At 69.8% G+C, this 21,103-nt stretch carries 20 protein-coding genes and 4 pseudogenes; 14 read left to right on the top strand and 10 right to left on the bottom strand.

Features of this window, described 5'->3' with window-relative positions; all coding sequences use genetic code 11:
- Positions 1-67 precede the first annotated feature (67 nt).
- The 3 genes from ACHMXE_RS04350 to ACHMXE_RS04340 all read left to right on the top strand — a co-directional run bounded on the left by ACHMXE_RS04350 (position 68) and on the right by ACHMXE_RS04340 (position 2,522).
- Complete coding sequence (locus ACHMXE_RS04350; protein ID WP_209542164.1) at positions 68-964, top strand: LysR substrate-binding domain-containing protein; 897 nt, start codon at positions 68-70, stop codon at positions 962-964.
- Positions 965-1,071: 107 nt separating this feature from the next.
- Entirely contained in the window at positions 1,072-1,674 is a 603-nt protein-coding gene (gene wrbA, locus ACHMXE_RS04345; protein WP_209542163.1) for an NAD(P)H:quinone oxidoreductase, read from the top strand.
- 11 nt (positions 1,675-1,685) lie between these two features.
- Entirely contained in the window at positions 1,686-2,522 is an 837-nt protein-coding gene (locus ACHMXE_RS04340; RefSeq protein WP_209542162.1) for a glutathione S-transferase C-terminal domain-containing protein, read from the top strand.
- Positions 2,523-2,543: 21 nt separating this feature from the next.
- On the opposite strand, the gene ACHMXE_RS04335 is transcribed toward ACHMXE_RS04340, so the two are convergent.
- Positions 2,544-3,770: a type II toxin-antitoxin system HipA family toxin gene (locus tag ACHMXE_RS04335; RefSeq protein ID WP_395347014.1), complete on the bottom strand. Its 1,227-nt coding sequence runs from the start codon at positions 3,768-3,770 to the stop codon at positions 2,544-2,546.
- Positions 3,767-4,072: a helix-turn-helix transcriptional regulator gene (locus ACHMXE_RS04330; RefSeq protein WP_281081516.1), complete on the bottom strand. Its 306-nt coding sequence runs from the start codon at positions 4,070-4,072 to the stop codon at positions 3,767-3,769. Before ACHMXE_RS04330 ends, ACHMXE_RS04335 begins: the two co-directional genes overlap by 4 nt.
- Positions 4,073-4,278: 206 nt before the next feature.
- Here ACHMXE_RS04330 and ACHMXE_RS04325 point away from each other — a divergent pair, with 206 nt between their 5' ends.
- Positions 4,279-4,683 carry a hypothetical protein gene (locus tag ACHMXE_RS04325; protein ID WP_281081517.1) on the top strand — a complete coding sequence of 135 codons (405 nt, stop codon included), beginning with the start codon at positions 4,279-4,281 and terminating at the stop codon, positions 4,681-4,683.
- 40 nt (positions 4,684-4,723) lie between these two features.
- Here ACHMXE_RS04325 and ACHMXE_RS04320 read toward each other — a convergent pair whose 3' ends face one another.
- Entirely contained in the window at positions 4,724-5,746 is a 1,023-nt protein-coding gene (locus ACHMXE_RS04320) for an AraC family transcriptional regulator (protein WP_209542159.1), read from the bottom strand.
- Positions 5,747-5,854: 108 nt separating this feature from the next.
- Between ACHMXE_RS04320 and ACHMXE_RS04315 the strand changes: the two genes are divergently transcribed.
- The 6 genes and pseudogenes from ACHMXE_RS04315 to ACHMXE_RS04290 all read left to right on the top strand — a co-directional run bounded on the left by ACHMXE_RS04315 (position 5,855) and on the right by ACHMXE_RS04290 (position 10,869).
- A complete protein-coding gene (locus tag ACHMXE_RS04315; RefSeq protein WP_209542157.1) occupies positions 5,855-6,844 on the top strand; it encodes a tripartite tricarboxylate transporter substrate binding protein in 990 nt (329 codons plus the stop codon).
- Between the two features lie 13 nt (positions 6,845-6,857).
- Positions 6,858-7,430: pseudogene (locus ACHMXE_RS04310) on the top strand (aspartate/glutamate racemase family protein); the annotation flags it as partial.
- Positions 7,431-7,608: 178 nt separating this feature from the next.
- A complete protein-coding gene (locus ACHMXE_RS04305) occupies positions 7,609-8,001 on the top strand; it encodes a Rid family hydrolase (RefSeq protein ID WP_395347013.1) in 393 nt (130 codons plus the stop codon).
- Positions 7,998-8,750, top strand: a pseudogene (locus ACHMXE_RS04300) (penicillin acylase family protein); the annotation flags it as partial. The gene ACHMXE_RS04305 and the pseudogene ACHMXE_RS04300, both read left to right, overlap by 4 nt.
- 73 nt (positions 8,751-8,823) lie before the next feature.
- Positions 8,824-10,335 carry a penicillin acylase family protein gene (locus tag ACHMXE_RS04295; protein WP_395347012.1) on the top strand — a complete coding sequence of 504 codons (1,512 nt, stop codon included), beginning with the start codon at positions 8,824-8,826 and terminating at the stop codon, positions 10,333-10,335.
- A 51-nt stretch (positions 10,336-10,386) separates the two neighbouring features.
- On the top strand, positions 10,387-10,869 hold the full coding sequence (locus ACHMXE_RS04290; protein ID WP_395347011.1) for a MarR family winged helix-turn-helix transcriptional regulator: 483 nt from the start codon (positions 10,387-10,389) through the stop codon (positions 10,867-10,869).
- On the opposite strand, the gene ACHMXE_RS04285 is transcribed toward ACHMXE_RS04290, so the two are convergent.
- The gene (locus tag ACHMXE_RS04285; RefSeq protein WP_395347010.1) at positions 10,841-11,557 is read right to left on the bottom strand and encodes a LysR substrate-binding domain-containing protein; all 717 of its coding nucleotides are present in this window, start codon (positions 11,555-11,557) and stop codon (positions 10,841-10,843) included. The genes ACHMXE_RS04290 and ACHMXE_RS04285 overlap by 29 nt on opposite strands.
- Positions 11,558-11,687: 130 nt before the next feature.
- A pseudogene (locus ACHMXE_RS04280) lies at positions 11,688-11,846 on the bottom strand (LysR family transcriptional regulator); the annotation flags it as partial.
- Positions 11,847-11,937: 91 nt separating this feature from the next.
- Here ACHMXE_RS04280 and ACHMXE_RS04275 point away from each other — a divergent pair.
- Together ACHMXE_RS04275 and ACHMXE_RS04270 are read left to right on the top strand one after the other, a co-directional pair.
- Complete coding sequence (locus ACHMXE_RS04275) at positions 11,938-13,434, top strand: M81 family metallopeptidase (RefSeq protein ID WP_395347009.1); 1,497 nt, start codon at positions 11,938-11,940, stop codon at positions 13,432-13,434.
- Positions 13,435-13,446: 12 nt separating this feature from the next.
- Complete coding sequence (locus tag ACHMXE_RS04270; RefSeq protein ID WP_395347007.1) at positions 13,447-14,394, top strand: LysR family transcriptional regulator; 948 nt, start codon at positions 13,447-13,449, stop codon at positions 14,392-14,394.
- On the opposite strand, the gene ACHMXE_RS04265 is transcribed toward ACHMXE_RS04270, so the two are convergent.
- Positions 14,381-15,355 (bottom strand): tripartite tricarboxylate transporter substrate-binding protein, encoded by a 975-nt coding sequence (locus tag ACHMXE_RS04265; protein WP_395347005.1) that lies wholly within the window; start codon positions 15,353-15,355, stop codon positions 14,381-14,383. The two genes, ACHMXE_RS04270 and ACHMXE_RS04265, sit on opposite strands and share 14 nt — an antisense overlap.
- Positions 15,356-15,524: 169 nt before the next feature.
- The gene (locus ACHMXE_RS04260) at positions 15,525-15,977 is read right to left on the bottom strand and encodes a PaaI family thioesterase (RefSeq protein ID WP_395347004.1); all 453 of its coding nucleotides are present in this window, start codon (positions 15,975-15,977) and stop codon (positions 15,525-15,527) included.
- 260 nt (positions 15,978-16,237) lie between these two features.
- Here ACHMXE_RS04260 and ACHMXE_RS04255 point away from each other — a divergent pair, with 260 nt between their 5' ends.
- A complete protein-coding gene (locus tag ACHMXE_RS04255; protein ID WP_395347003.1) occupies positions 16,238-16,474 on the top strand; it encodes a hypothetical protein in 237 nt (78 codons plus the stop codon).
- Positions 16,475-16,502: 28 nt separating this feature from the next.
- Positions 16,503-17,335, top strand: a pseudogene (locus tag ACHMXE_RS04250) (YhcG family protein); the annotation flags it as partial.
- A 37-nt stretch (positions 17,336-17,372) separates the two neighbouring features.
- Here the strand turns inward: ACHMXE_RS04250 and ACHMXE_RS04245 are convergent.
- The 3 genes from ACHMXE_RS04245 to ACHMXE_RS04235 form a co-directional block, all read right to left on the bottom strand.
- Positions 17,373-17,507 (bottom strand): hypothetical protein, encoded by a 135-nt coding sequence (locus ACHMXE_RS04245; RefSeq protein WP_395347001.1) that lies wholly within the window; start codon positions 17,505-17,507, stop codon positions 17,373-17,375.
- Between the two features lie 38 nt (positions 17,508-17,545).
- Complete coding sequence (locus ACHMXE_RS04240) at positions 17,546-19,987, bottom strand: TonB-dependent siderophore receptor (RefSeq protein ID WP_395347000.1); 2,442 nt, start codon at positions 19,985-19,987, stop codon at positions 17,546-17,548.
- Positions 19,988-20,066: 79 nt separating this feature from the next.
- A complete protein-coding gene (locus ACHMXE_RS04235; RefSeq protein WP_395346999.1) occupies positions 20,067-21,101 on the bottom strand; it encodes a FecR family protein in 1,035 nt (344 codons plus the stop codon).
- Positions 21,102-21,103: the final 2 nt, after the last annotated feature.

The following is a 21,103-nucleotide window of genomic DNA, read 5'->3' as shown; positions in this document are numbered from 1 at the left end:
CGCGAAGGCGGCGCGGCCGCGCCAACACGATGTTGCTGGCCGCGCAACAGCCCACCCAGGTCACTCCATGCGTCCCCCTCTGGAAGAACTCGAAGCCTTCCTGCTCGTTGCCGAAACGGGAAGCTTCACCAAGGCCGCGCAGCGGCTCGGACTGTCGAAATCGGTGCTGAGCCGCCGCGTCGGCGCGCTCGAGCGGCGGCTCGGCGTGCAGCTGGTGCATCGCACCACGCATGCCGTGACGCTCACGGAGCTGGGCACGGGCTTCCAGGAGCGCGCGCGCAAGGCGCTCGAGGACCTCGACGATGCCATCGATGCGAGTTCGCGCGGCGCGGCCGCCGTGCGCGGGCTGGTGCGCATCACCGCGCCCACCAACCTCGGCGTGCTGCACGTGTTGCCGGCCATCGCCGAATTGATGGCGCAGCACGAGGGGCTGGAGATCGACATCGAGCTCAGCGACCGCTATGCCGACATCGTGGGCGGCGGCTTCGACCTGGCGCTGCGCATCGGCGAGCTCAAGGACTCGACCCTGGTCTCGCGCCGGCTCGGCACCATCCACCGCGCGGTGGTGTGCAGCCCCGACTACCTCGCGCGGCGCGGACGTCCGTCGACGCCTGCCGACCTCGAGGCGCACGAGTGCCTGGCTTACGCCAACATGGGCGCGGCCGATCAATGGCGCTTCCTGGTCGACGGCGAATGGAAGGCCGTGCGCGCGGGCGGCCGGCTGCGCACCAACGATGGCGGCGCGTTGCGCGCCGCGGCGCTCGCGGGCCGCGGCCTGGTCGGGCTGCCGGCCTTCATCACGCAAGGCGATGTGCAGGCGGGCCGGCTCGTGCGCGTACTCGAGGAATTCCGCATGCCCGAGGCCGGACTGTTCGCGCTGTTCCATTCGAGCGCGCGGCTGCCGGGCCGCGCCCGCGCGGTCGTCGAGCACCTCGGGGCTCATTTCCAGCGCATGGGTTTCTGATTGCCGTTGTGCCGTGCGCAACACGGTTGTGTGCTTTGCCGGGCTACCCGCGTCGCGGTCCTGTCGCTAACTTCGCGGCCTTCACTCCACTCATGAAGGCTGCTGCGATGCCCGCGAAGATCCTGGTTCTCTATTACTCCTCCTACGGCCACGTCGAGGCGATGGCCGGCGCTGTGGCCGAGGGCGCGCGCGCGGCCGGCGCCGAGGTGCACGTCAAGCGCGTTCCCGAACTCGTGCCGGACGAGGTCGCGCGGGCCGCGGGCTACCAACGCGACCCCGCCGTGCCGATCGCGACGGTGGACGAGCTGCCCGGCTACGACGCCATCCTCTTCGGCACGCCCACGCGTTACGGCGCGATGGCCGCGCAGATGAAGAACTTCATCGATCAGACCGGCGGCCTGTGGTCCGAGAACCGGCTGGTGGGCAAGGCCGCCGGCGTGTTCGTCTCGACCGGCTCGCAGCACGGCGGCCAGGAGTCGACGATCCTCGGCTTCCACACGGTGCTGCTGCACCTGGGCATGGTGGTCGTCGGTCTGCCCTACAGCTTCGCGGGACTGAACCGCATGGACGAGGTCGCGGGCGGTTCGCCCTATGGCGCGTCGACGCTCTCGGGCAGCGACGACGCGCGGCGGCCATCGGCGCTGGAACTCGAAGGCGCGCGCTTCCAGGGGCGGCACGTGGCCACCATCGCCGGCAAGCTCGCCGCCTGAACGGCGCCGCGATGGTCGATGAAACGCATGCGCTGCCGCTGCATGGCGAGCTCGACGGGCTGCGGCTCTACGTCTCGCATGCGTGTCCCTTCGCGCACCGCGTGCTGATCGGGCTCGCGCTGACGGAGGCGGTCCATCGGCTGCCGGTCCGCGTGGTCGAGCCCGTGATGGGACCGCAAGGCTGGGTGCTCGATCCGCCGGACGATTGCACCGGCGCCACCACCCTGCGCGAGGTCTGCGGCCGCGCTCAGCCCGGCTTCGAAGGGCGCGCCACCGTGCCGATGCTCTACGACGCGCGGGCGAATCGCATCCTCAGCCGCGATTCGATGCGGATCCTGCGCTGGATCGACCGGCGCTTCGGCCGCGGCGCCGGCACGAGCCTCTTCGCCCCAACGCTGGAGCCCGAACTCGGCGCGCTGAGCCGCTTCATCGCCGAGGCGATCAACCATGGCGTCTACGACGCCGGCTTCGCGACCACCCAGCACGCGCACGACCGCGCCGTCGAGCGGTTGTTCTCGGCGCTCGCGTTGCTGGAGAAACGGCTGCCGCCAGGCCCATCGTGGCTGTTCGGCGACCGGCTCACGGTAGCGGACATCCAGCTCTTCACCACGCTGGTCCGCTTCGACCGGGTCTACCACACGCTCTTCAAGTGCAACTGGCGCCATGGCTTCGAGCATCCGAGGCTCTGGGCGCTCGCGCGGCGCCTGCATGGCCGGCCCGGCGTGGCGGACACCGTGCGGCTGGAGGACATCGCGCAGCACTACTACCGCAGCCTGCCGGCGCTCAATCCTTCGGGCATCGTGCCGCGTGGGCCGGAGGTGCTGTGGACGATGGATGGGCCGCCTTGAAGACGAGCCTGCGGTCCCGCATCAGCCCTGCCAGAGCCGAGCACGGCAGCTATCGATCGTTGCCTTCATCTGCCGCACCGTCGCTCGCCGGATTGGATGATCCGCCGTGCGTTGCGTGAAGGTCGCGGCTTGCGCCAGCATCCGGTCGATGGTTGCCTCGGCGGCGGCCACCGGCACGCCACCTTCCGACGCCAGGCGCATCAGATGACCCCGTTCCACGGCACGGGCTTCACCGCAGATGTCCATGTGGTGCTGTCCCATCGGGCCTTCGCTGAAACTCAGATCGAAGGCCGGCGCCAGTCGCCAGCGGCGATCGCGTTCGAGTCGCCATGCGAAATTCTTCGGATGGTCGTCGCGGTTGTGGAACAGCACGTTGAAAACGGCCCGCGCGTAGGCCTTCTCGACCTCGCGCTCGTCGCGGGTCAGGAAGCGCGTGGCGCGCAGGAAGGCGGTGTAGTCCGTGCTGCCCGGGATGCGGAAGTCCACGTGCAGCAGGCTCGCGAGGCTTTGCACCGGTGCGCGCAATCCCTGTTCGCGATCGAAGCGCGCCACGCCGAAGGCCGCCAGCGTGGGCGACAGGTCGAACCATGCACTGGTCGGCATGTCGAGACCGCAGTCGCGAGCGAGCCGTGCGTACATCTGCTCGATGGCACAGGCCTCCTTGTGCTCGCCCTGGGCAGGAAACTTCACCAACCAGGGCACCCCCGGGGCATCGCCGCGCGTGCTCACCTGGCCGGACGCCGCGTCGTACTGCACGAGGGCCTTGGGTCGCACCCCTTGCGGCGAACCGCCGGCCAGCGCCAGTTCGCGCAAGGCGGCTCCCGCTTCCCCGGCCAGGGCGCGTTCGCTTTCCTTCGCCAGGGTCAGCAGATTCCAGTCCGGCTCTTCGGCATCGGGATGCATGGCTGGCACGAAGCGCAGGGCGCCCATGGCGCGATCGCCGATGAAGGCCAGGCGATCCAGCGGTCCGGGATGGCGCAGGCCCTGCTGGCGGAACAGCCGGTCCATCAGCAGCAAGCCCCAGCCGTCGGGCAAGCTGTCGGCGATCAGACCGGGCAGGCGGTGCAGATGCGCAGGAAAGCCGCCATAGGCCGTGGCCCGCAACGCAAGGTGCAGCGGCGAGAGCTCCAGCCCTTGCCCGAGGGCTTCGGGCGCGTACTCGAACAGCAGCGTGTGGCCGTCGTTGGCCAGCCGGCCCAGCGGCCAGTCCTCGCCCCAGCCGCAGTAGCGGACGGCCAGTTGCTTCATGAACTGCTGCCTCGTCGACGCGTTGCCCGCTGCCGTTGGCTCACGGCCTCTGCCTGCTCCATCTGGGCGATGGATTGGCGCTTGAGCACGAACAGGTCGTCCAGCTCATTCACCAGCCCGAGCGCCTGCACCGCGCGGACCAGGGTCTCCAGCGAGGACTGGCCACTGCTCTCCAGCTTGCGCAACGCGCCCAGGGACAGACCGGCCATCTGCGCCAGCTCGCGTTGAGGCACCTGCTGAGCCAGCCGCTGCGCGCGCACGCGTTGTCCCAGGGTCTGCAGAACCTCGGTGGTGGGTGCCAAGGCAAATGCCATATTTATGGACTTTATCTAAGATTTTGTGCTGTAAATGCCATTTTAATGGTTGTTAGGTTTGCGATGAAACGACCATGCCGGCCAGGGTCCGGCATGCGGCTTTTGCCTACGCGAATGACGGGCGCTTGCCTTAGACCGTCGCGGCCTGGGTGGGAGAGGCTGGTGTCCAACACATCAGCAAAGTGGAGCTTTCAATGACGATCCAGCCGAATACCCCCCAGTCCCTGTCCGAACCGAACGCAGAGGAGTTGACGCCGCTGGAGATTTCCCGGGCCGTCCTCGAAGGCGAGGAAAACCCCAACACCGCACGCGCCATCACCCCGCTGGAGCGCGCCGCCTCGGGCACGCCCGCGAAACCCGAACGCCAGCGCTCGGCCCTCGGCCGCGCGTTGCACAGCCCGGCCGTGGCCTGGGGCGGTGCGGCACTCACGGGCCTGGGCCTGATCGCGGCGCTGGTCTATGCGCGCCGCTCGCCGCCTTCGCGCTGGCAGGCGCTGCAGGCCTTGCCTTCGAAGGTGCTGCCGTTCAAGGCGCGTGCCATGAAGGCCCTGCCGTCGAAGTCGCAGTCCTTGAAGGCGCTTCGCTCGTTCAAGATCTGACGGCAGCACCGCGCTGAAGTGTCCGGCACAGGGCCGGCGCTCAGTGCGTGTATCGCGCCCGATAGTCCCGCGGCGCCATGCCATGGCGCCGCCGGAACGCGGCCGTGAAGCGGCCATGGCACTCCCATCCGGCCTCGGCCGCCACGGCCTGCACGCCGAGCTGCGTGTCGCGCAGCAGCCGCGCCGCGAGCGCGAGCCGCTCGTCGACCAGCAGGCCATGCACTGACAGCCCCGAAGCCGCGCGCACCTGCGCCTGAAGCCGCGCCGTGCGCACGCCGATGCGTTGCGCGAGTTCGTCGACAGACCAGGCGTGCGCCGGCATCTCGCCGATCAGCGCGCGCAGCCGACGCACCGTGGCCTCGGCATCGTCGGCAGTGCCTTCCTCCGCGCCCGAGCGCGCGGGGCGCAGCAACTGGTGCAGGTCGAGCAGCACGCAGGTCAGCAGCTCGGTCGCGCGTGCATGGAAAAGCGGCACGAAGGCCGGCTGGTCGGCGGGCTCGTCGCGGATGCGCGCGAGACAGTCGCGCACGCGCGGCGTGAGCGCGGCGTTGCACAGCACGCGGCCGTCGTCGCGGTCCACGAGTTCGGCCATCTGGCGCGCCGGCAGTTGCACGCCCAGCGCCTGCAGCCAGCGCGGCAGCAGCGCGCGCCGCAGCCGGAACTGCACGAAGTTGTTGCGGCAGGCGCCGGGAATGTGGATCAGGTAGCCGCCGTCGCGGTTGGGCGTGCGCAGCAGCGCGCGGTCGACACGGAAATCGAGCGCACGGCCCTGCGCGCTGCCGATCTGGCCCGTGACGTGGCCGGCCAGGAAGAAGGTGACCAGCAGCTCGTCGCCGGGCGGCAGTTGCACGTGCAGGTCGTCGTTGAGGCGGAAGTCGAAGTACAGCGCGCTCGCGCCCTCCCAGGGCGTGGTGCGCAGCCGCAGGATGCGGCCGCCGTCGCGTGGCCAGCGCACCTCGCGGCTCGCGCCGTCGTGCAGGCCCGCGAGCGCCAGCGGCCGTTCGACCGGCAGCCGGACCAGGGCCGCGTTGAAGTCGTCCTCGGGCAGCGCGCCCGGGGGCATGGCCGGGAGCAGCGACGGGATCGGCACAGTCTGCGAGCGGATCGGCATAGAAAACCCTGCCCTGCGGCGTTAGCGTTGCAACACTTTGATCGAGCGCGGAGTTTAGGTATGAATGTGCGACGTGTCTGCCGGTTTCTGGGGCTTGCGGCGGCCTCCCTGGCGCTGGTGCTGCCGGCGTTGTCCGCGGCCCAGGCCACCTGGCCCGCCCGGCCGATCCGGCTGGTGGTGCCCTTCGTGGCAGGCGGCGGCGCCGACGTGACGGCGCGGCTCATTGCAGCGAAGTTGCAGGAGCGGCTCGGCCAGCAGATCGTGGTCGACAACAAGCCCGGCGGCAACACGCTGATCGGCGCGCAGGAGCTGATGAAGGCGCAGCCCGACGGCTACACCTTGCTGTGGTCGATCGACCAGACCTTCGTGCTGAACCCCTCGCTCTACAACCGCCTGCCCTACGACCCGCGCAAGGACTTCGCGCCGGTGGCGCTCGCGATCACCTCGCCCAACGCGGTGATCGTGCGGGCCGGTGCTCCGGGCGCGGTGGCCGACGTGCACGAGCTCGTGAAGCGCGCCAGGGCGGAGCCGGGCAAGGTCAACATCGGCGCGGCGGCGATCCTGTCGCAGATGGCGCTCGAGGAGTTCAACCGCAGCGCCGGCATCCAGAGCACGCGCGTGCCCTACAAGGGCAGCGCCGAGGTCGCGCAGGCCACGGTCGCGGGCGACATCGACGCCGCCTTCGACGGCATCGCACCCTACGTGCAGTTCGTGAAGGCGGGCCGCGCGAAGATCCTGGCCTTCGCGTCGTCGCGCCGCTTCTCGGGTCAGCCCGAAGTACCCACGCTCGAGGAGCTGGGCTACAAGGGCGTGGACTTCCCGGTCTGGTTCGGCATCGTCGGCCCCAGGGGACTGCCGCCCGAGATCGTGGCGCGCGTGAGCGAAGGCGTGGACTGGGCGCTGCATCAACCCGACGTGGTCGAGAAGCTGCTGGTGTTCGGTTTCGAGCCGGCCGCCCAGACCGGGCCGCAGGCGCTCGCGACGCGCATCGACGCCGACTCGGCGCGCTATGCGCCGGTGATCCACCGGCTCGGCTTCAAGCTCGACTGAGGGCCCTCTCATCATGAAAGTCGCGGGCCTGATCGGAGGCGTCGCGTGGCCCTCCACGCTCGGCTACTACAAGCTGCTCAACGAAGGCGTGCAGCGCGAACTCGGCGGCCTGCACTCGGCGCGCTGCGTGATCGTGAGCCTGGACTTCGCCTGCATCCATGCGGCCATGGCCGCGGGCCGGCCGGTCGATGCGCGCGCGCAGATGGAGACGGCCGCGCGGCAGGCGCGCGCCGCGGGCGCCGAGCTGATCGCGATCCTCGCGAACACCGGCCACTTCGCGGCCGAGGAGGTGCAGGCCGCGGCCGGCGTGCCGCTGGTGCACGTGGCGCGCGAGACCGGCGATGCCGTCGCCGCCGAGCAGCCGGGTCTGCGCCGCCTGGGCGTGCTGGCCACCAGCTTCGCGCTCGACGCGCCCTTCTTCGGCCGCCTGCTCGGCGAGGACGCGGGCTTCGAACTGGTGCTGCCCGACGCAGCCCAGCGCCGCACCCTCGATGCCGCGATCTTCGGGCCGCTGGCACGCGGCGAGGCCGGCCGCGACGAGGGCCTGATGGTCTCGACCTTGTGCAACGCACTGGTGGCGCGCGGCGCCGAGGGCGTGGTGCTGGGCTGCTCCGAACTGAGCCACGCCAGGCCCTGGCTGCGCTGCCGCGCGACCGATCTTCGATGCGACCGAGATCCATGCGCGCGCGATCGTGCGCGAGATGTTGCGCGCCTGATTTTTTCCTTCCCTCCGTTCATTCCATCGCCAGAAAGAGAGACACCGCATGCAGACCGCCGAGTTCCCGCTGCCCTTCGTCAATGCACCCGACAGCCGCGCGATGTTCGACGACGACTGGATCTTCGTCTCGGGCACCATCGGCATGGACTACGACACGCAGCAGCTCGCCGAGAGCGCCGAGGACCAGACCCGGCTGATGATGCGCAACATCGAGCGCTACCTCGCGGCCTGTGGCGGACGGCTCGACCAGATCGTCAATTACACCTTGATCATCGCGGGCGCCGAGCATCTGGGCGCGGTGGTGCGCACGTTGTCCGAAGTGCTGCCGAGCAAGCCCACCGGCACCGCGATGCTGGCCGGCATCGCGGTGCCCAAGGCCTGGGTCGAGATGCAGGTGATCGCGCGCAAGAGCCACGGTGCCGGCGGAGGCGTGCGATGAAGGCATCGCCGCTGCGCGCGCTGGCGTGCGGTGCGGTGGTGGCAGGCGCGATCGTGGCCTGCGGCGGCGACGGGGGCGGCGGTGGTTTTCTGCCCGGCCCCGTCGGCGGCGATCCGCCCGCATCGCCGGACATGTACAGCGCGGAAGTTCGCTGGACGCAGTACGGCCTGCCGCATGTGAAAGCCGCCGACTACGCGGGCCTCGGCTATGGCTACGGCTATGCGGTGGCGCGCGACCACCTGTGCCTGCTGGCCGACCGCGTTGTCACCTTGCGTGGCGAGCGTTCCGAACGCTTCGGGCCCGACGGGGCATCGCTGGTGGCCTTTCTGCAGACCTCGAACCTGAACAGTGACCTGTTCTATCGCATGCAACTGTCCGACGAGGAGGTCGAGGCCGCATGGCGCGATCTCTCGGCCGATGCGCGTGGCCTGGCCGAGGGCTATGCGGCCGGCTTCAACCGCCGGCTGCGCGACATCGGCGTCGAAGCCGCCGCCACCGCCTGCCAGGGCGCGGCGCCACCGCGGATGCGCGCCAGCGACGTGGTGCGCGCCACGATGCAGGTCAACTCGCTGTGGAAGGCACTGGCCGTCGCGCCCTATGCCGCGGCCTCGACCTGGGACCAGCTGGGCGCGCCGGCAGTCGCCAAGGCCGCCGAAGACCGTCCGCCCGCGCAGCGCATGGCGAGCAATGCCTGGGCCTACGGTTCCGAGGCCACGGGCACGGGCGCATCGATCATGGTCGCGAACCCCCACACGCTGTGGCAGGGCCACTGGCTGCTGATGCACCAGATGCACCTGGAGCATCCCCGGCGAGATCGACGTGATGGGCGCCGATTTCCTCGGCCTGCCGCTGCCGCTGTCGGGCTTCACGCAGCACCTGGCGTGGAGCATCGAGGCGCCGTCGACCGTGACCTATCCATTGCTGATCGCGCTCGACGTGCGCGACGGCGACAAGCCCTCGTACACGGTCGACGGCCAGCGCCGCGACCTCGGCACGAAGCGCGTGGCGCTGCGCGTGCGCCAGGCCGATGGCAGCGTGGCCACGCAGCAGCACGACCTGCCCGTGTCGCACCTCGGCCCGCTGTACCGGCTGCCGGCCGATGGCGACCGCGCCGCGGGCTGGTATGCGATCACCGACCCCAGCATTGCGAATGCACGCGCGCTCGACCAGATGCTCGCGGTCGCGAAGGCGCGCGACATCTCGGGCTTCGAGCAGGCGGTGGCCAGCAACCGCGGCATCACGGCCCACCTGATCGCGGGCGACAGCCAGGGCCGCGCGATGTACATCGAGTCGGGCCCGCTGCTGGACATCGACGATACGGCGCTGCGCGACTGCGCCACCGTGCCGCCGCCCGATGACATGACGGTGCCGGCCGCGCTCGATGGCCGTCGCGGCGCCTGCGCCGTGCGCGATGCGCAGGGCCGGCCGAAGCTCGCACCCGCGAGCCGCATCCCGGCGCTCGCCACGCGCGGCATCGTGCAGAACGCGAACGACAGCTACAGCCTGTCGCTGGTGGGGCAGCAGCTCGACGGCTATTCGCTGCTGCTTGGCAGTCCGAAGGCGCCACCCGGCCTGCGCACGCTGATGTCGCAGCGCCAGATCCAGGACGGTATACGCGACGGCCGCATCGACAGCGCCGAGGCGCTCGGCATGGTGTTCGACAACCGCAACTACCTGGCGGAAACCACGCTCGATGCGGTGCTCGCGGCCTGCGCGGGCGCGAAGGGCGATGCGCAGGTGCAGGCGGCTTGCGGCATCCTCTCGGCCTGGGACCGGCGCCACGATGCGGACAGCCGCGGCACGCTGCTGTTCCATGAGCTGGGCCCGCGGCTTGCATCCGTGCCCGGCCTCTACGCCGAGCCCTACGACAGCGCGCGGCCGTACCGCGTGCGGCCGGTCTCCACCGCGCCGGCCGTGAGCGCGGCCATCGTCGCCGCGGTGCGCGACACGGCGCAGGCGCTCGCCGCGCTGGGCCTGCGTGGCGACGAGCGCTGGGGCGACATGCTCGCGCGCCCCACGCCGCAAGGCCGCGTGCCGCTGCACGGCGGTTCGGGCGAGCAGGGCGTGCTCAACGCGCTCGACGGCGCGCCGCTCGGTCGCGAGGGCTTCGGCGACATCATTGCGGGCACCTCGTACGTGCACCTCGTGACCTGGGACCAGGGCCGGCTGGTGGCCAGGCTGATGATGGCGGCCGGCCAGTCCAGCGACCCGTCTTCGCCGCACCACGACGACCAGCTGCCGCTGTTCTCGCACAAGCAGCTCGTGACGCCGCCGTTCACCGAGGCGGAGATCGCGGCCGATCCGAAGCTCGAGCGGCTGGTGTTGCGCGAGTGAGGCGTCGTTAGACTGGCGGGCCGTCGTCTCTTCGTTCCGATCGCCCAGCCCATGGCAGCCCCCCGCCCCGAGAACATCTTCGATCTGCTGCAGGTGGCGCAAGCCGGCCTGAAGGAAGCGCGCGCCGACGACGGCGCGCTGCTGCTGATGCATTTCGCGTTCCGCGGCCTGGTCGCGAAGGCCGATGTGTTCCTCGCCGGCCATGGCCTGTCGCGCGTCCATCACCGCATGCTCTATGCGATCGCGCGCACCGACGGCATCGCGGTCGGCCAGCTGATCGCGCTGCTGGGCGTGTCGAAGCAGGCGATGCACCGGCCGCTCAAGCATCTGCAGGAACAGGGGCTGGTGCTGGCCGAGCGCAGCCCGCACGAGCATCGCAGCAAGCTGCTGCGGCTCACGCGCGAGGGCGCGCGCATCGAGCGACAGGCGTCCGCGCACGAGGCCGCGGCGATGGAGCGCGCGCTGAAGTCGGTGGGCGAAAGCGAGCGCCAGGCCTGGCGCAAGGTCATGCTCGAGCTGGCGCGGCAGATCTAGGCCGCCGAGATGCCCGCGCTCTCGAAGTAGGCATCGCGCTGCTGGCGGAAACGCGCCGCCTCGTCGAGCAGCCAGGCCAGCACGGTCGGCGTGGCGGGATGGGAAGGGCTGCCGATGAAGCGGTACGTCGCGTTGGAAAGCACCCGCTGGGGAATGCGAGCACCAGCCGTCCCGACGTGAGGTAGTGCAGCACGAGCGCCAGCCGCCCCATCGCGATGCCTTGGCCTCCCAGCGCCGCCTGCACCGCCAACAGCGACAGGTTGAACTGCGTCCCCTGCCGCAGCGCCGAGGGCGCCAGGTCCATGCCCACGGCGCCGAGCCACTGCGCCCACTCCTCCGTCGGCTCGCCGCCTTCCCCCGGGTCCGCGGCATGCAGCAGCTGCGAGCCCTTGAGCTTGCTCGCCTTGCGCAACTCGGGATGGGCCTGCATGAAGCTCGGCGCGGCGACCGGCACCAGCCATTCGTCGAGCAGGTCGACCGCTTTCGCATCCTCGCTGCCCGCGGCGCCCAGCCGTACCGCCGCGGCGATGCCTTCGCGCGACATGCGCGAGGGATCGACGCGGTCGGACTCTCCGACCACCCGGAACGCCATGTCCGGATTGGCGCGGTAGAGGCTGCCCAGCCGCAGCGTGAGCCACAACATGGCGAGCGACGGCGAGCAGCTGATGTTGACCGGCTCGCCCCACATGCGCGAGCTGCAACCGGTGCACGGTGCTCGCCAGGTTGCGGAACGACTCGCGCGTTGCCGCGTAGAGATGCTCCCCCTGCGACGTCAGCGCCAGTCCCGCGGGCGTGCGCAGCAGCAGCACGTGTCCGAGCCGGTCCTCCAGTCGCTTGACCTGCTGGCTCACTGCGCCCTGCGAGACGTGCAGTTCCGCGGCCGCCTTGGTGAAGCTGCAACAGCGCGCGGCTGCGTCGAAGCAGCGCAGCCACGCCAGCAGCGAGGGGGACAGCGAGGGCGTGGTGCTCGAGCTCATTAGTTTCATTGAGGCAGAAGCACTATAAATCCATTGCTGGTTGCTGGCTCGACGCAAAGAATCGCCTCAACAAAACTGATGTGGAGTCGATATGCGCGTACTGGTGGCCGGGTTCAAGCACGAGACGAACACCTTTGCCTCGAACCGCGCCGATTGGGCCGCCTTCGAGCGTGGCGAGAGCTTTCCGAAACCCACGCACGGCGACGCGATGCTGGAGATGATCTCGAAGGTGGACGTTTCCGCCAGCGGTTTCGCCAGCGTCGCGAAGCGACATGGCTGGACGCTGGTTCCGAGCCTGTGGGCTGGCGCCGTTCCCTCCTCATACATCACCGACGATGCCTTCGAGCGCATCTGCGACACCATCCTGCGCGACGTGAAGACGCTCGCATACGACGCCATCTACCTCGAGCTGCATGGCGCCGCCATGAGCGAGTCGTTCGACGATGCCGAGGGCGAGCTGCTCGCGCGCATCCGAAAGGCCGTCGGCACGAATGTGCCGCTCGTGGCGAGCCTGGACCTGCATGCCAACGTCACCCGCGCGATGCTCGCGCATGCCGATGCGCTGGTGGCGTTCCGCACCTATCCGCACATCGACTATGTGAAGACGGGCGAGCGCGCGGCGGATCTGCTCGATCGATTGACGCGCCATGGCGGGCGCGAGCCTTGGCATTGCGAACGTCTTCCCTTCCTCATCTCGGTGAGCATGCAGAGCACATCGGCCGAACCTGCCCGAGGCTGCTATGAACTGCTCGAGGACATCGACCGGCGGCTGGGCACGGTCTCCAGCTTCTGCATGGCTTTCCCGGCCTCGGACTTCGATGAATGCGGGCCGACCGTCTGGTCCCATGGCGAGCGTGCGCGCGAGGCCGTGGCCCTGCTCCATGCGCATGTCGGCGAGCCCGGCCAGTGGCGGTTGAAGGCGCTGGACGCCAACGAGGCGGTGAACGCCGCCTTGCAGCGCGCCGACCAGAGCCCGCGCACCGTGGTGGTCGCGGACCTGCAGGACAACCCCGGCGTCGGCGGCACCGCGTCCACCACCGGCATGCTGCATGCGCTGCTCGATGCCGGCGCGGGTCGCCGCTTTCCGGGCCGGGTGGCGCTGGGCGTGCTCTACGACCCCGCGGCGGCAGCCTTGGCGCACCGTGCCGGCATCGGCCAGACGATCGACTGCGCTGTCGGAGAGTCGCTGGCCACGCCCATAGGCCAGAGCGAGCCGCCGTTGCAGGGCAGGTTCAGGGTCCGTTCGCTCTCCGATGGCATGGTCACCTTCAAGGGGCCGAAGATGACCGGGTTCCAGGCCGTGCTCGGTCCCACCGCCTGCCTGGAGATCGAGGGCGTGCTCATCGTGGTCTCCAGCGGACGCATCGGCACACAGGACCGCGAGCTCTTTCGCATGGTCGACATCGCGCCGGAGGCGATGAAGATCGTCGTCGTCAAGAGTTCTCACCACTTCCGCGCTGACTTCGAGCCGCTGACCGAACATCCCGAAACCGATGTCGTGATCGCGCACGCGAAGGGAATGTTTCCCTCCGACCCCGGGGCGTTGACGTGGAAGAAGCTGTCCCCGGCCACGCGCACGCGGCCCTGAGGGAGCGCGGCCATGTTTCGCCTCGGCCTGCACCACCTCGAGACGCTGTTCTGGATCGATCGGCTCGGCTCGTTCGCGGCCGCGGCGGAACGCCTGAACACCACCCAGTCGGGCATCTCGAGCCGTGTGCGCGAGCTGGAAGCGCGGCTGAAGACACGCGTCTTCCAGAAGGAAGGCCGTCGCATGCTGCTGACGCTGCGAGGCCGGGACCTGGTGCGGCGCTGCGAGCCCTTGCTGCAACAGGTGAATGGCGTGCTGCTGTCGGTGACCGACGAGGCCTACGCGACCGGCACCGTGCGGCTCGGCCTCGACGAGATCGCCGCGGCGCCGCGCATGTTCGGCTTCGTGCACGACGTCGCCACGGACATGCCGCATCTGAACTGGGACCTGATCGTCGATGCCGGCGCGGCGCTGCGACAGAAGATCGCCGATGGCGTGCTCGACATGGGCATCGTCAGCGGCCCCCTCGATGCGCAGGAACTGGTCGCCCAGCCGATCGGCCGGACCGGGCTGGCCTGGATGGCGAGCGCCACCTACTTCGCCGCAAGGCAGGACCGGGTGTCGCTGCACGATGGCCCGATCTGGGCCTTGCCGCGTCCCTCGCACCACCATCTGTTGACGACGGGCATGCTGCGCGAGGCCGGCCTGCCCCCCTCGGGCATCAATGCCTGCAACCACATGCAGGCGATGATCGACATCGTGCGGGCGGGCGCCGGCATCGGCATGCTGCCCGAGCATCTGGTGGGCGAGGACCTGGCACGTGGCGTGCTGCGGCGCCTGGACATCGAGGCCGCGCCTCACGCGCTGGAGCTCCACGCCGTGCGCCGCCGCGACGAGGCCGATCCCATCGTGCTGCGGGTGTTCGAACGCGCGTCTCGAAGGCTGCGCTCCGCCTCGCCGGAGGCTGTCGCGGTGGCGGCGAACGCGAGTCCGCGCGTGCACGTCCTCAGTCGACCTTGACGCCCACGCGCTGGATCACCTGCTCGTTGCGGACCACCTCGGCCTTCATGAATTCGACCATCTGCGCAGGCGTCATGCGCCGCAGCTGAATCCCCTGCATCTGCAGCGCCTTCTTCATCTCGGGCTGTGCCATCGCGGCTTCGATCTCCCGGCGCCGCGCCGCCGCGCTGTCCGCCGGAATGCCTGCGGGGCTGACGATCGCGAGCCAGGCATCGACATCGAACTTGGGGAACCCGCTTTCCGCGAGCGTCGGCACCTGCGGCGCGATCTCCGTGCGCGTGGGCGTGTTCACCGCGATGGCCTTGAGCTTGCCCGCGGCGATGTGCGGCGCCGCGCCCTGCGCGGAGACGAACGCGATGTCCAGGATGCCGGCGAGCAGGTCGTTCGTGATCTGTGCCGAGCCCTTGTAGAAGATGCGGTTGGTCGCGATGCCCGCTTGTTCCTTGAAGACCTCGCTGGCGATCTGGTACACGCTGCCGGTCACCAGCCCCTCCGCCAGGGTCGTGGAGCGGGATTTCGCGAGCTTCACCAGCTCCGCCGCCGTCGATGCCCCGACGTTGTTCGAGGCGACCAGCATCATCGGCAGGCTGCCGATCATCGCGATCGGCTCGAAGTCGGCGATCGCATCGAAAGGAGCGTTCTTGAAGATGCCGGGAATGATCGTGTGGTTGGAGCTGACCACCCCGAGCACCAGCCCGTCCTTCGGCGCGCGCGCAAGCTGCTGCGTGCCGACCAGCGAGCCCGCGCCGGCGATGTTCTCGACGACGACGCCACGGCCGCTCTGGCGCCCCAATGACACCGACAGCGCGCGTGCCAGCGCATCGGCCGCGGAGCCGGGCGGCGTGGGCACGATCAGCTTGAGGGGCGCGGAGGCGTCGGCGGCGAAGCCGTTGCCGGCAGCGCCGGCGAGCAGTGAAGTCAGACCGACCAGGAAGCGGCGGCGGTGGGAGACGGACGGCATGGCACTGGGTTCCTTGACACGCGATGGCGGTTCGAAGCGATGGGATCTTTCCCATCGGCCAGGTCCAGCTTACAGCGGACCTCGCGCGGCGAACGCGCGAGTCTTCGATGCGATTGCATCGTGAATTCCGATGGATCGCGGGGCGCGTCGTGCCGCCTGGCCGTCGCGTTCAGCCCTTCACCATCAGCGTGGCGGAAGCCATCGCATGCAGCTTGCCGTCCGCACCGCGCAACTCGGCATTGCAGATGCCCAGCGAGCGCGTGCGCTCGATCAGCGTGGCGCTGGCCAGGTATTCGGTGTGCGGCGCCAGCGGTCGCAGGTACTTCACGCTGAGGTCGACGGTGGAGTAGGCCGTGCCCGCGTCGAGCGCCGAATACAGCGCGAGCGCCGCGGCGCCGTCGAGGCAGGTGGCCGCGAAGCCGCCATGCACCATGCCCGCGGGATTGAGATGCCGCTCGTCGGGCGTGACGCGCATGCTGACCTTGCCGGCCTCGATCGCCGAGAGCTGCATCGGCATGGTGTGGGCGATGCCCGAGCGCTCGATGCGCCCGTCCATCATGGCTTGCAGCACGTCGAGGCCCGTGGCGGGCGAGGAGGAGGGCGATGGCTGGGGATTTGTCATGTCAACATTATTGACCTAAAGTCGAGGCTTCACGAACAAGCCCGGAGACGTTGCATTGCAATCCACGGTCTGGACAGTTCTTCTGCTGCTCAATGCCGCCTGGTTCGCGCTGGGCGCGCGCTTCTTCTGCCTCGACTCGCTGCGTGCCGCGCGGCTGCTCGTGGCGAAGACGGAGCGTGCATCGCCGCTGCTGCCCGCGATCGCCGGCGCCGTGCGCTTTCTCGGCGCGATGAACCTGGCCTGGCTGGCGTTTCTGCCTCGTGCTGCTGGCGGGGAGCGGCCTGTTCGAGACGCCGGCGCAACGCGCATCGATGGCCGCCGTGCTCGCGCTGGTGCATGCGGGGCAGTTCGCGGTCAATGCCCACATGGTGGGCCGGCATCGCCGCGGCCAGCCCGGCAGCTGGGTAGTGCTGCGCGGGCCGATGCGGCTCATCTTCTTCGTCGACCTGGCGTTCGCGGTGGCGGATGCGGTGTTCGTGGTCTGGGTGCTTGGCTGAGCGGACTGCGTGTGCGTCGGTTGTCGGGGGCGGCAGTTTCTCGGTCAAGAACCTGCGCCGCATGGTGCAGTTTGCCGTCACGTTCCCGGACGAGCAGATTGTCGTATCGCTGATACGACAATTGAGCTGGACGCACTTCATCGCCCTGATCCCGCTGAAAGACCCGTTCCAGCGCGACTACTACGCGCAGATGGCCAGCGCCGAGTGCTGGAGCGTGCGGACGCTGCGCGAGCGCATCGACTCGATGCTGTACGAGCGCACGGCGCTATCCAAGCAGCCGGAAGCGTTGATCGCGCAGGAGTTGGCGGCGCTGCAGGGCGCGGAGCGCATGTCGCCGGCGCTGGTCATGCGCGATCCCTACATCCTCGACTTCCTGGGGTTGCGTGACACCTGGCAGGAGAGCGATCTCGAGGCGGCCATCATTCGGGAAATGGAGTCCTTCCTGCTGGAACTGGGTGCGGGCTTCACCTTCGTCGCCCGGCAAAAGCGCATCCAGATCGACGGCGACGATTTCCATCTCGATCTGCTGTTCTACAACCGCAAGCTGCGGCGCCTGGTGGCGGTGGAGCTGAAAGTCGGCGAGTTCAAGGCGGCATACAAGGGGCAGATGGAGTTGTATCTGCGCTGGCTCGACAGGTACGAGAGGGAGCCCGAGGAGGCTTCGCCACTGGGGATCATTCTCGTACCGGCAAGAAGTCCGAACAGATCGAACTGCTGGAGCTGAACAAATCCGGTATCCATGTTGCCGAGTACCTGACCACCCTGCCTCCGCGCGCGGTGCTGATGGAGCGGCTGCACCAGGCGGCCCAGCGGGCGCAGTTGCAGATCGAACAACGCAAGGTGGATGGGGCTTCATCCTGAGACCGAAGAATGCTCTAGCCTCTTCCCGACTCGAGCTTCACACGCGCGGGAAGCGGCCCCAGCGCCGCAGGCACACCGGCTGGGTATCGGCCAGGTTCTGCAACTCCAACTGATCGCGGCGCGCTTCAAGGTAGAAAAATCTTCGATCCACGTCGTCGAGCTTGGACGGCACGTCGACGTGATGGCCCCAAGGGACGGCCTCCCCAGGGCCTACCAGCGGTAGGTCGCCGTCGCCAGCACCTTGCGCGGCTCCCCGTAGTAGCAGCTGCCCGAGCTGCAGTTCGCCACGTAGTTGCGGTTGCCGAGGTTGCGAAGGTTCAGCGCGAGGCTCCAGCGCTCGAAGTCGTAGCCCAGCAACGCGTCGAACACGGTGTACGAGGGCACGGGCACCGGCGTGCTCTGCTGGTAGCCGCGGTTCGAGCCCATGAAGCGCGCGCCCAGGCCGAGCTTCACGCCGTTGGCGAAGCGGTAGTCGGCCCACACCGAGAGCTGGTTGCGCGACACCGCCTGCATCTGCTTGCCGATCTCGCTGGGCGTGCTGCTGGCCGTGACCTCGGCCTTGGGCGTGTAGGTGTAGGCGGCCGTCACGTTCATGCGCGGCAGCGGCTCGAACGAGGCCTCGAGCTCGAGGCCGCGCACCAGGATCTCGCCGGTCTGGCGCGGCGTGTAGTCGGCGTCGTAGGTGATGTAGTTCTGGCGCCGCAGGTCGAACACGGCGGCGCTGTACTTGTCCTTGCGGCCCGCGGGCTGGTAGCGCACGCCCACCTCGTACTGGCGGCCGGTCTCGGGCTTCAGCGGCTGGTTGGTCTGCGGGTCGACCGTGACCGTGGGCGAGAACGACTCCGAATAGCCGAAGTACGGCGCCCAGCCGCTCGGATGCAGGTAGACCAGGCCGGCGCGGCTGGTGAACTTGTGGTCGTCGATGCGCGTGGTCGAGCCGTCGATGTGGCTGAAGGACACGGCGCGCGCGCTGTCGTAGCGGCCGCCCAGCGTGGCCACCCAGTCGCCCCACTTGATCTGGTCCTGCAGGTAGAAGCCGGTCTGCGACAGCGTGGTGCGCGCATCGAACCACGGGTCGGCGGTGGTGGTGAGGCCGGTGCTCACCGGCAGGTAGCCGTCGATGTCGCTCACCGTGCCGCTGTTGGAGGTGCGCTGGTCGTTGCGCGAGCGCTGGTAGTCGAGGCCGACCAGCAGCGTGTGCTGCCAGTCGCCCCAGCGCAGCTTCGCCTGCAGCTGGTTGTCGATCGAGGCGATGCGCGCGGCCTCCTTGCTCGCGAACGGGAAGCGGCTCAGCACGCGGTAGTTGGCGGGGCTGGCCGGGTTGTCGGCATCGACGGTGACGAAGCTGGGCTGGTTGTAGACCTGCCCGTAGTCGACCTTGATCGAGCCGTAGCGCGCGTTCTGGCGAAAGCTCAGCGTGTCGTTCAGGCGATGCTCGAACAGGTAGCCGACCATCCACTGGTCCTGATTGAAGCGGTCGAAGTTCGGGTCGCCGACGTAGGTCTTGCGCGAGAACTGGCCGTTGGGGTTGGGCAGCAAGGTGCCGACCTCGGGGAAGCTGCCGTAGGAACTGCCGTCGCGGATGCGCAGGTAGTGCGACAGCAGGGTCAGCGAGGTGTCGCCCGAGGGCTTCCAGGTCAGCGAGGGCGCGATGAAGCTGCGGTCGTTCGGCAGGCCGCTGGCCGGCAGGCTGGCATCGCGCAGCAGGCCCGTGAGGCGGTAGAGCAGCTTGCCCTCGGCATCGAGCGGCCCCGAGAAATCGCCCGCGATCTGGCGTCGCGCGTTGTCGCCGAACTGCAGTTGCAGCTCGCGCAGCGGCTGCGCGGTGGGGCGCTTGCTGACGACGTTGATCATGCCGCCCGGGCCGTTCTGCCCGTAGAGCACCGAGCTCGGGCCGCGCAGCACTTCCACGCGCTCGGTGCCGTAGCTCTCGGTCTGCCAGATCGCCCAGCCGTTGTTGTTGCGCAGCTGCAGGCCGTCGAGGTAGTAGCCGGGCGCCTGCGCGTCGAAGCCGCGCAGGATGGTCCAGTCGAAGCGCGAGTCGGCGCCCCAGGGCGAAACGTTGATGCCCGGCGTGTAGGCCAGCGATTCCTTGAGCCGGGTGGCGCCCGTGGCCTCGATGAAGTCGGCGGTGACGACCGAGATCGACTGCGGCGTCTCGATGATCGGCGTGTCGGTCTTGCTGCCGGCGGTGGCGCGCCGCGCGATGTAGCCGGGAACATGGCCGGTGGCGGTCTCCTCGGTGCCGGCCGTGACCACGATCGGCGGCAGCGCGCCGGTGTCGCCGGCCGAGACGCGCACCACGGTGAAGGCCGCGTCGCCGTTGCGCACGTAGCCCAGGCCGCTGCCCGCTAGCACGCGCTCGAGCGCCTGCTGCAGCGTGACGGCGCCGCGCACCGCGGGCGCGGTGCGGCCCTCGAGCAGCGAGCTCTCGCCGCCGATGGCGATGCCGTACTGGCGCGACAGCACGCCCAGGCTCTGGGCCAGCGGCTGGGCCGGCAGCGCGAGCTGCAAGGTGGCGGACGCCGCTGCCGGCACGCCCTGTGCGTGCGCGGAGCCGCTCATCGCGAGCAGGGCGGAGGCGATGGCGCAGGCGAGGGCGGCGGCCTGGAGGGAATCGATGCGGGGGCGCCGCGGGGGCTGCTGGTTCATGTCCGAAGGTCCTGGAGCTGGTTTGCTACAGAAGACCAGCGAGACGCCGCGAACCCCCCAAAAATAATCAAAACTTTTATCAGGGCCGTCGCGCCGTGCCGGCGGCGTGGCCCACGATCCGCGTGGTGCCGTCGGCCAGGCGCTGCGTGCGCACCGGCAGCATCACCGGCAGCGCGCCCACGAAGGCCTGCGGATCGCGCAGCCGGTAGCTGCCGGTCACGCGCAGCTCGCGCAGCGCGGGGTCGTCGGCCAGCTGCAGCGGCTGGCGCAGGTAGTCGTTCCAGCGCGCCACGGCCTCGGGCAGGCGCGTGTTGCGGAACACCAGCCAGCCCTGCCGCCAGTCGGCCACCTCGCCGACGTCGACGCTGCTGCGCGGGCCCAGCCCGCGCGCATCGGCCTCGATGGCCTCGCCGGCCTGCAGCACGGTGCTGGGGGCGGCCGCCTCGTCCTGCCCTGCGGCCCAGACCGCGACCCGGCCCTCGGCCACAGCGAGGCGCATGCGGCCCTCGCGCACCGACACCGTGAACACCGTGCCGAGCACGCGCACGCGGCCCCAGTCGGTGCTCACGGTGAAGGGGCGCTCGGCATCGCGCGCGACCGCGAAGCGCGCCTCGCCGCGCGCCAGGTGCACCGTGCGGCGGTCGCGGTAGAGCAGGACATGCAGCGCCGTGCTGGCTGCGAGGTCGAGCGTGCTGCCGTCCGGCAGCGCATGGGCCAGGGTCTGCGCCTGGCCGGTGCTCGGCATCGCCTCGTAGACCGGCCGCTGCCAGTACCAGCGCCCGCCGGCACCGGCCAGCGCCGCCAGGCCGGCCACGCCCAGCAGGCCGATGGTGCGGCGCCGCGCGCGCCGTTCCTGCGCGGCGCTCGGCGGCATCGGCAACTGGCCGCGCAGCGCGCCGTCGTCGACTGCGTTCCAGATCCGGTGCGCGGTCGCCGCGGCATCGGCGTTGGCGGGCGACAGCGCGCGCCAGCGGCTCAGCTCGGCCTGCGCGGCGTCGGCGGCCTCGGGGCTGCCGCGGTGGATGCGGCCGATCAGCGTCAGCGCATGCTCGACCAGCGCGCGCGGCGCACGCCGTTCGTCGGCGCCGAGCAGGGGTTGTGCGCGCGCGGCCATGG

The sequence above is a fragment of the Variovorax sp. UC122_21 genome (assembly GCF_044056785.1).
GTDB lineage: Bacteria > Pseudomonadota > Gammaproteobacteria > Burkholderiales > Burkholderiaceae_C > Variovorax.
The sequence above is the reverse complement of the archived record's forward strand: the minus strand, read 5'-3'. Positions and strand labels throughout refer to the sequence as shown.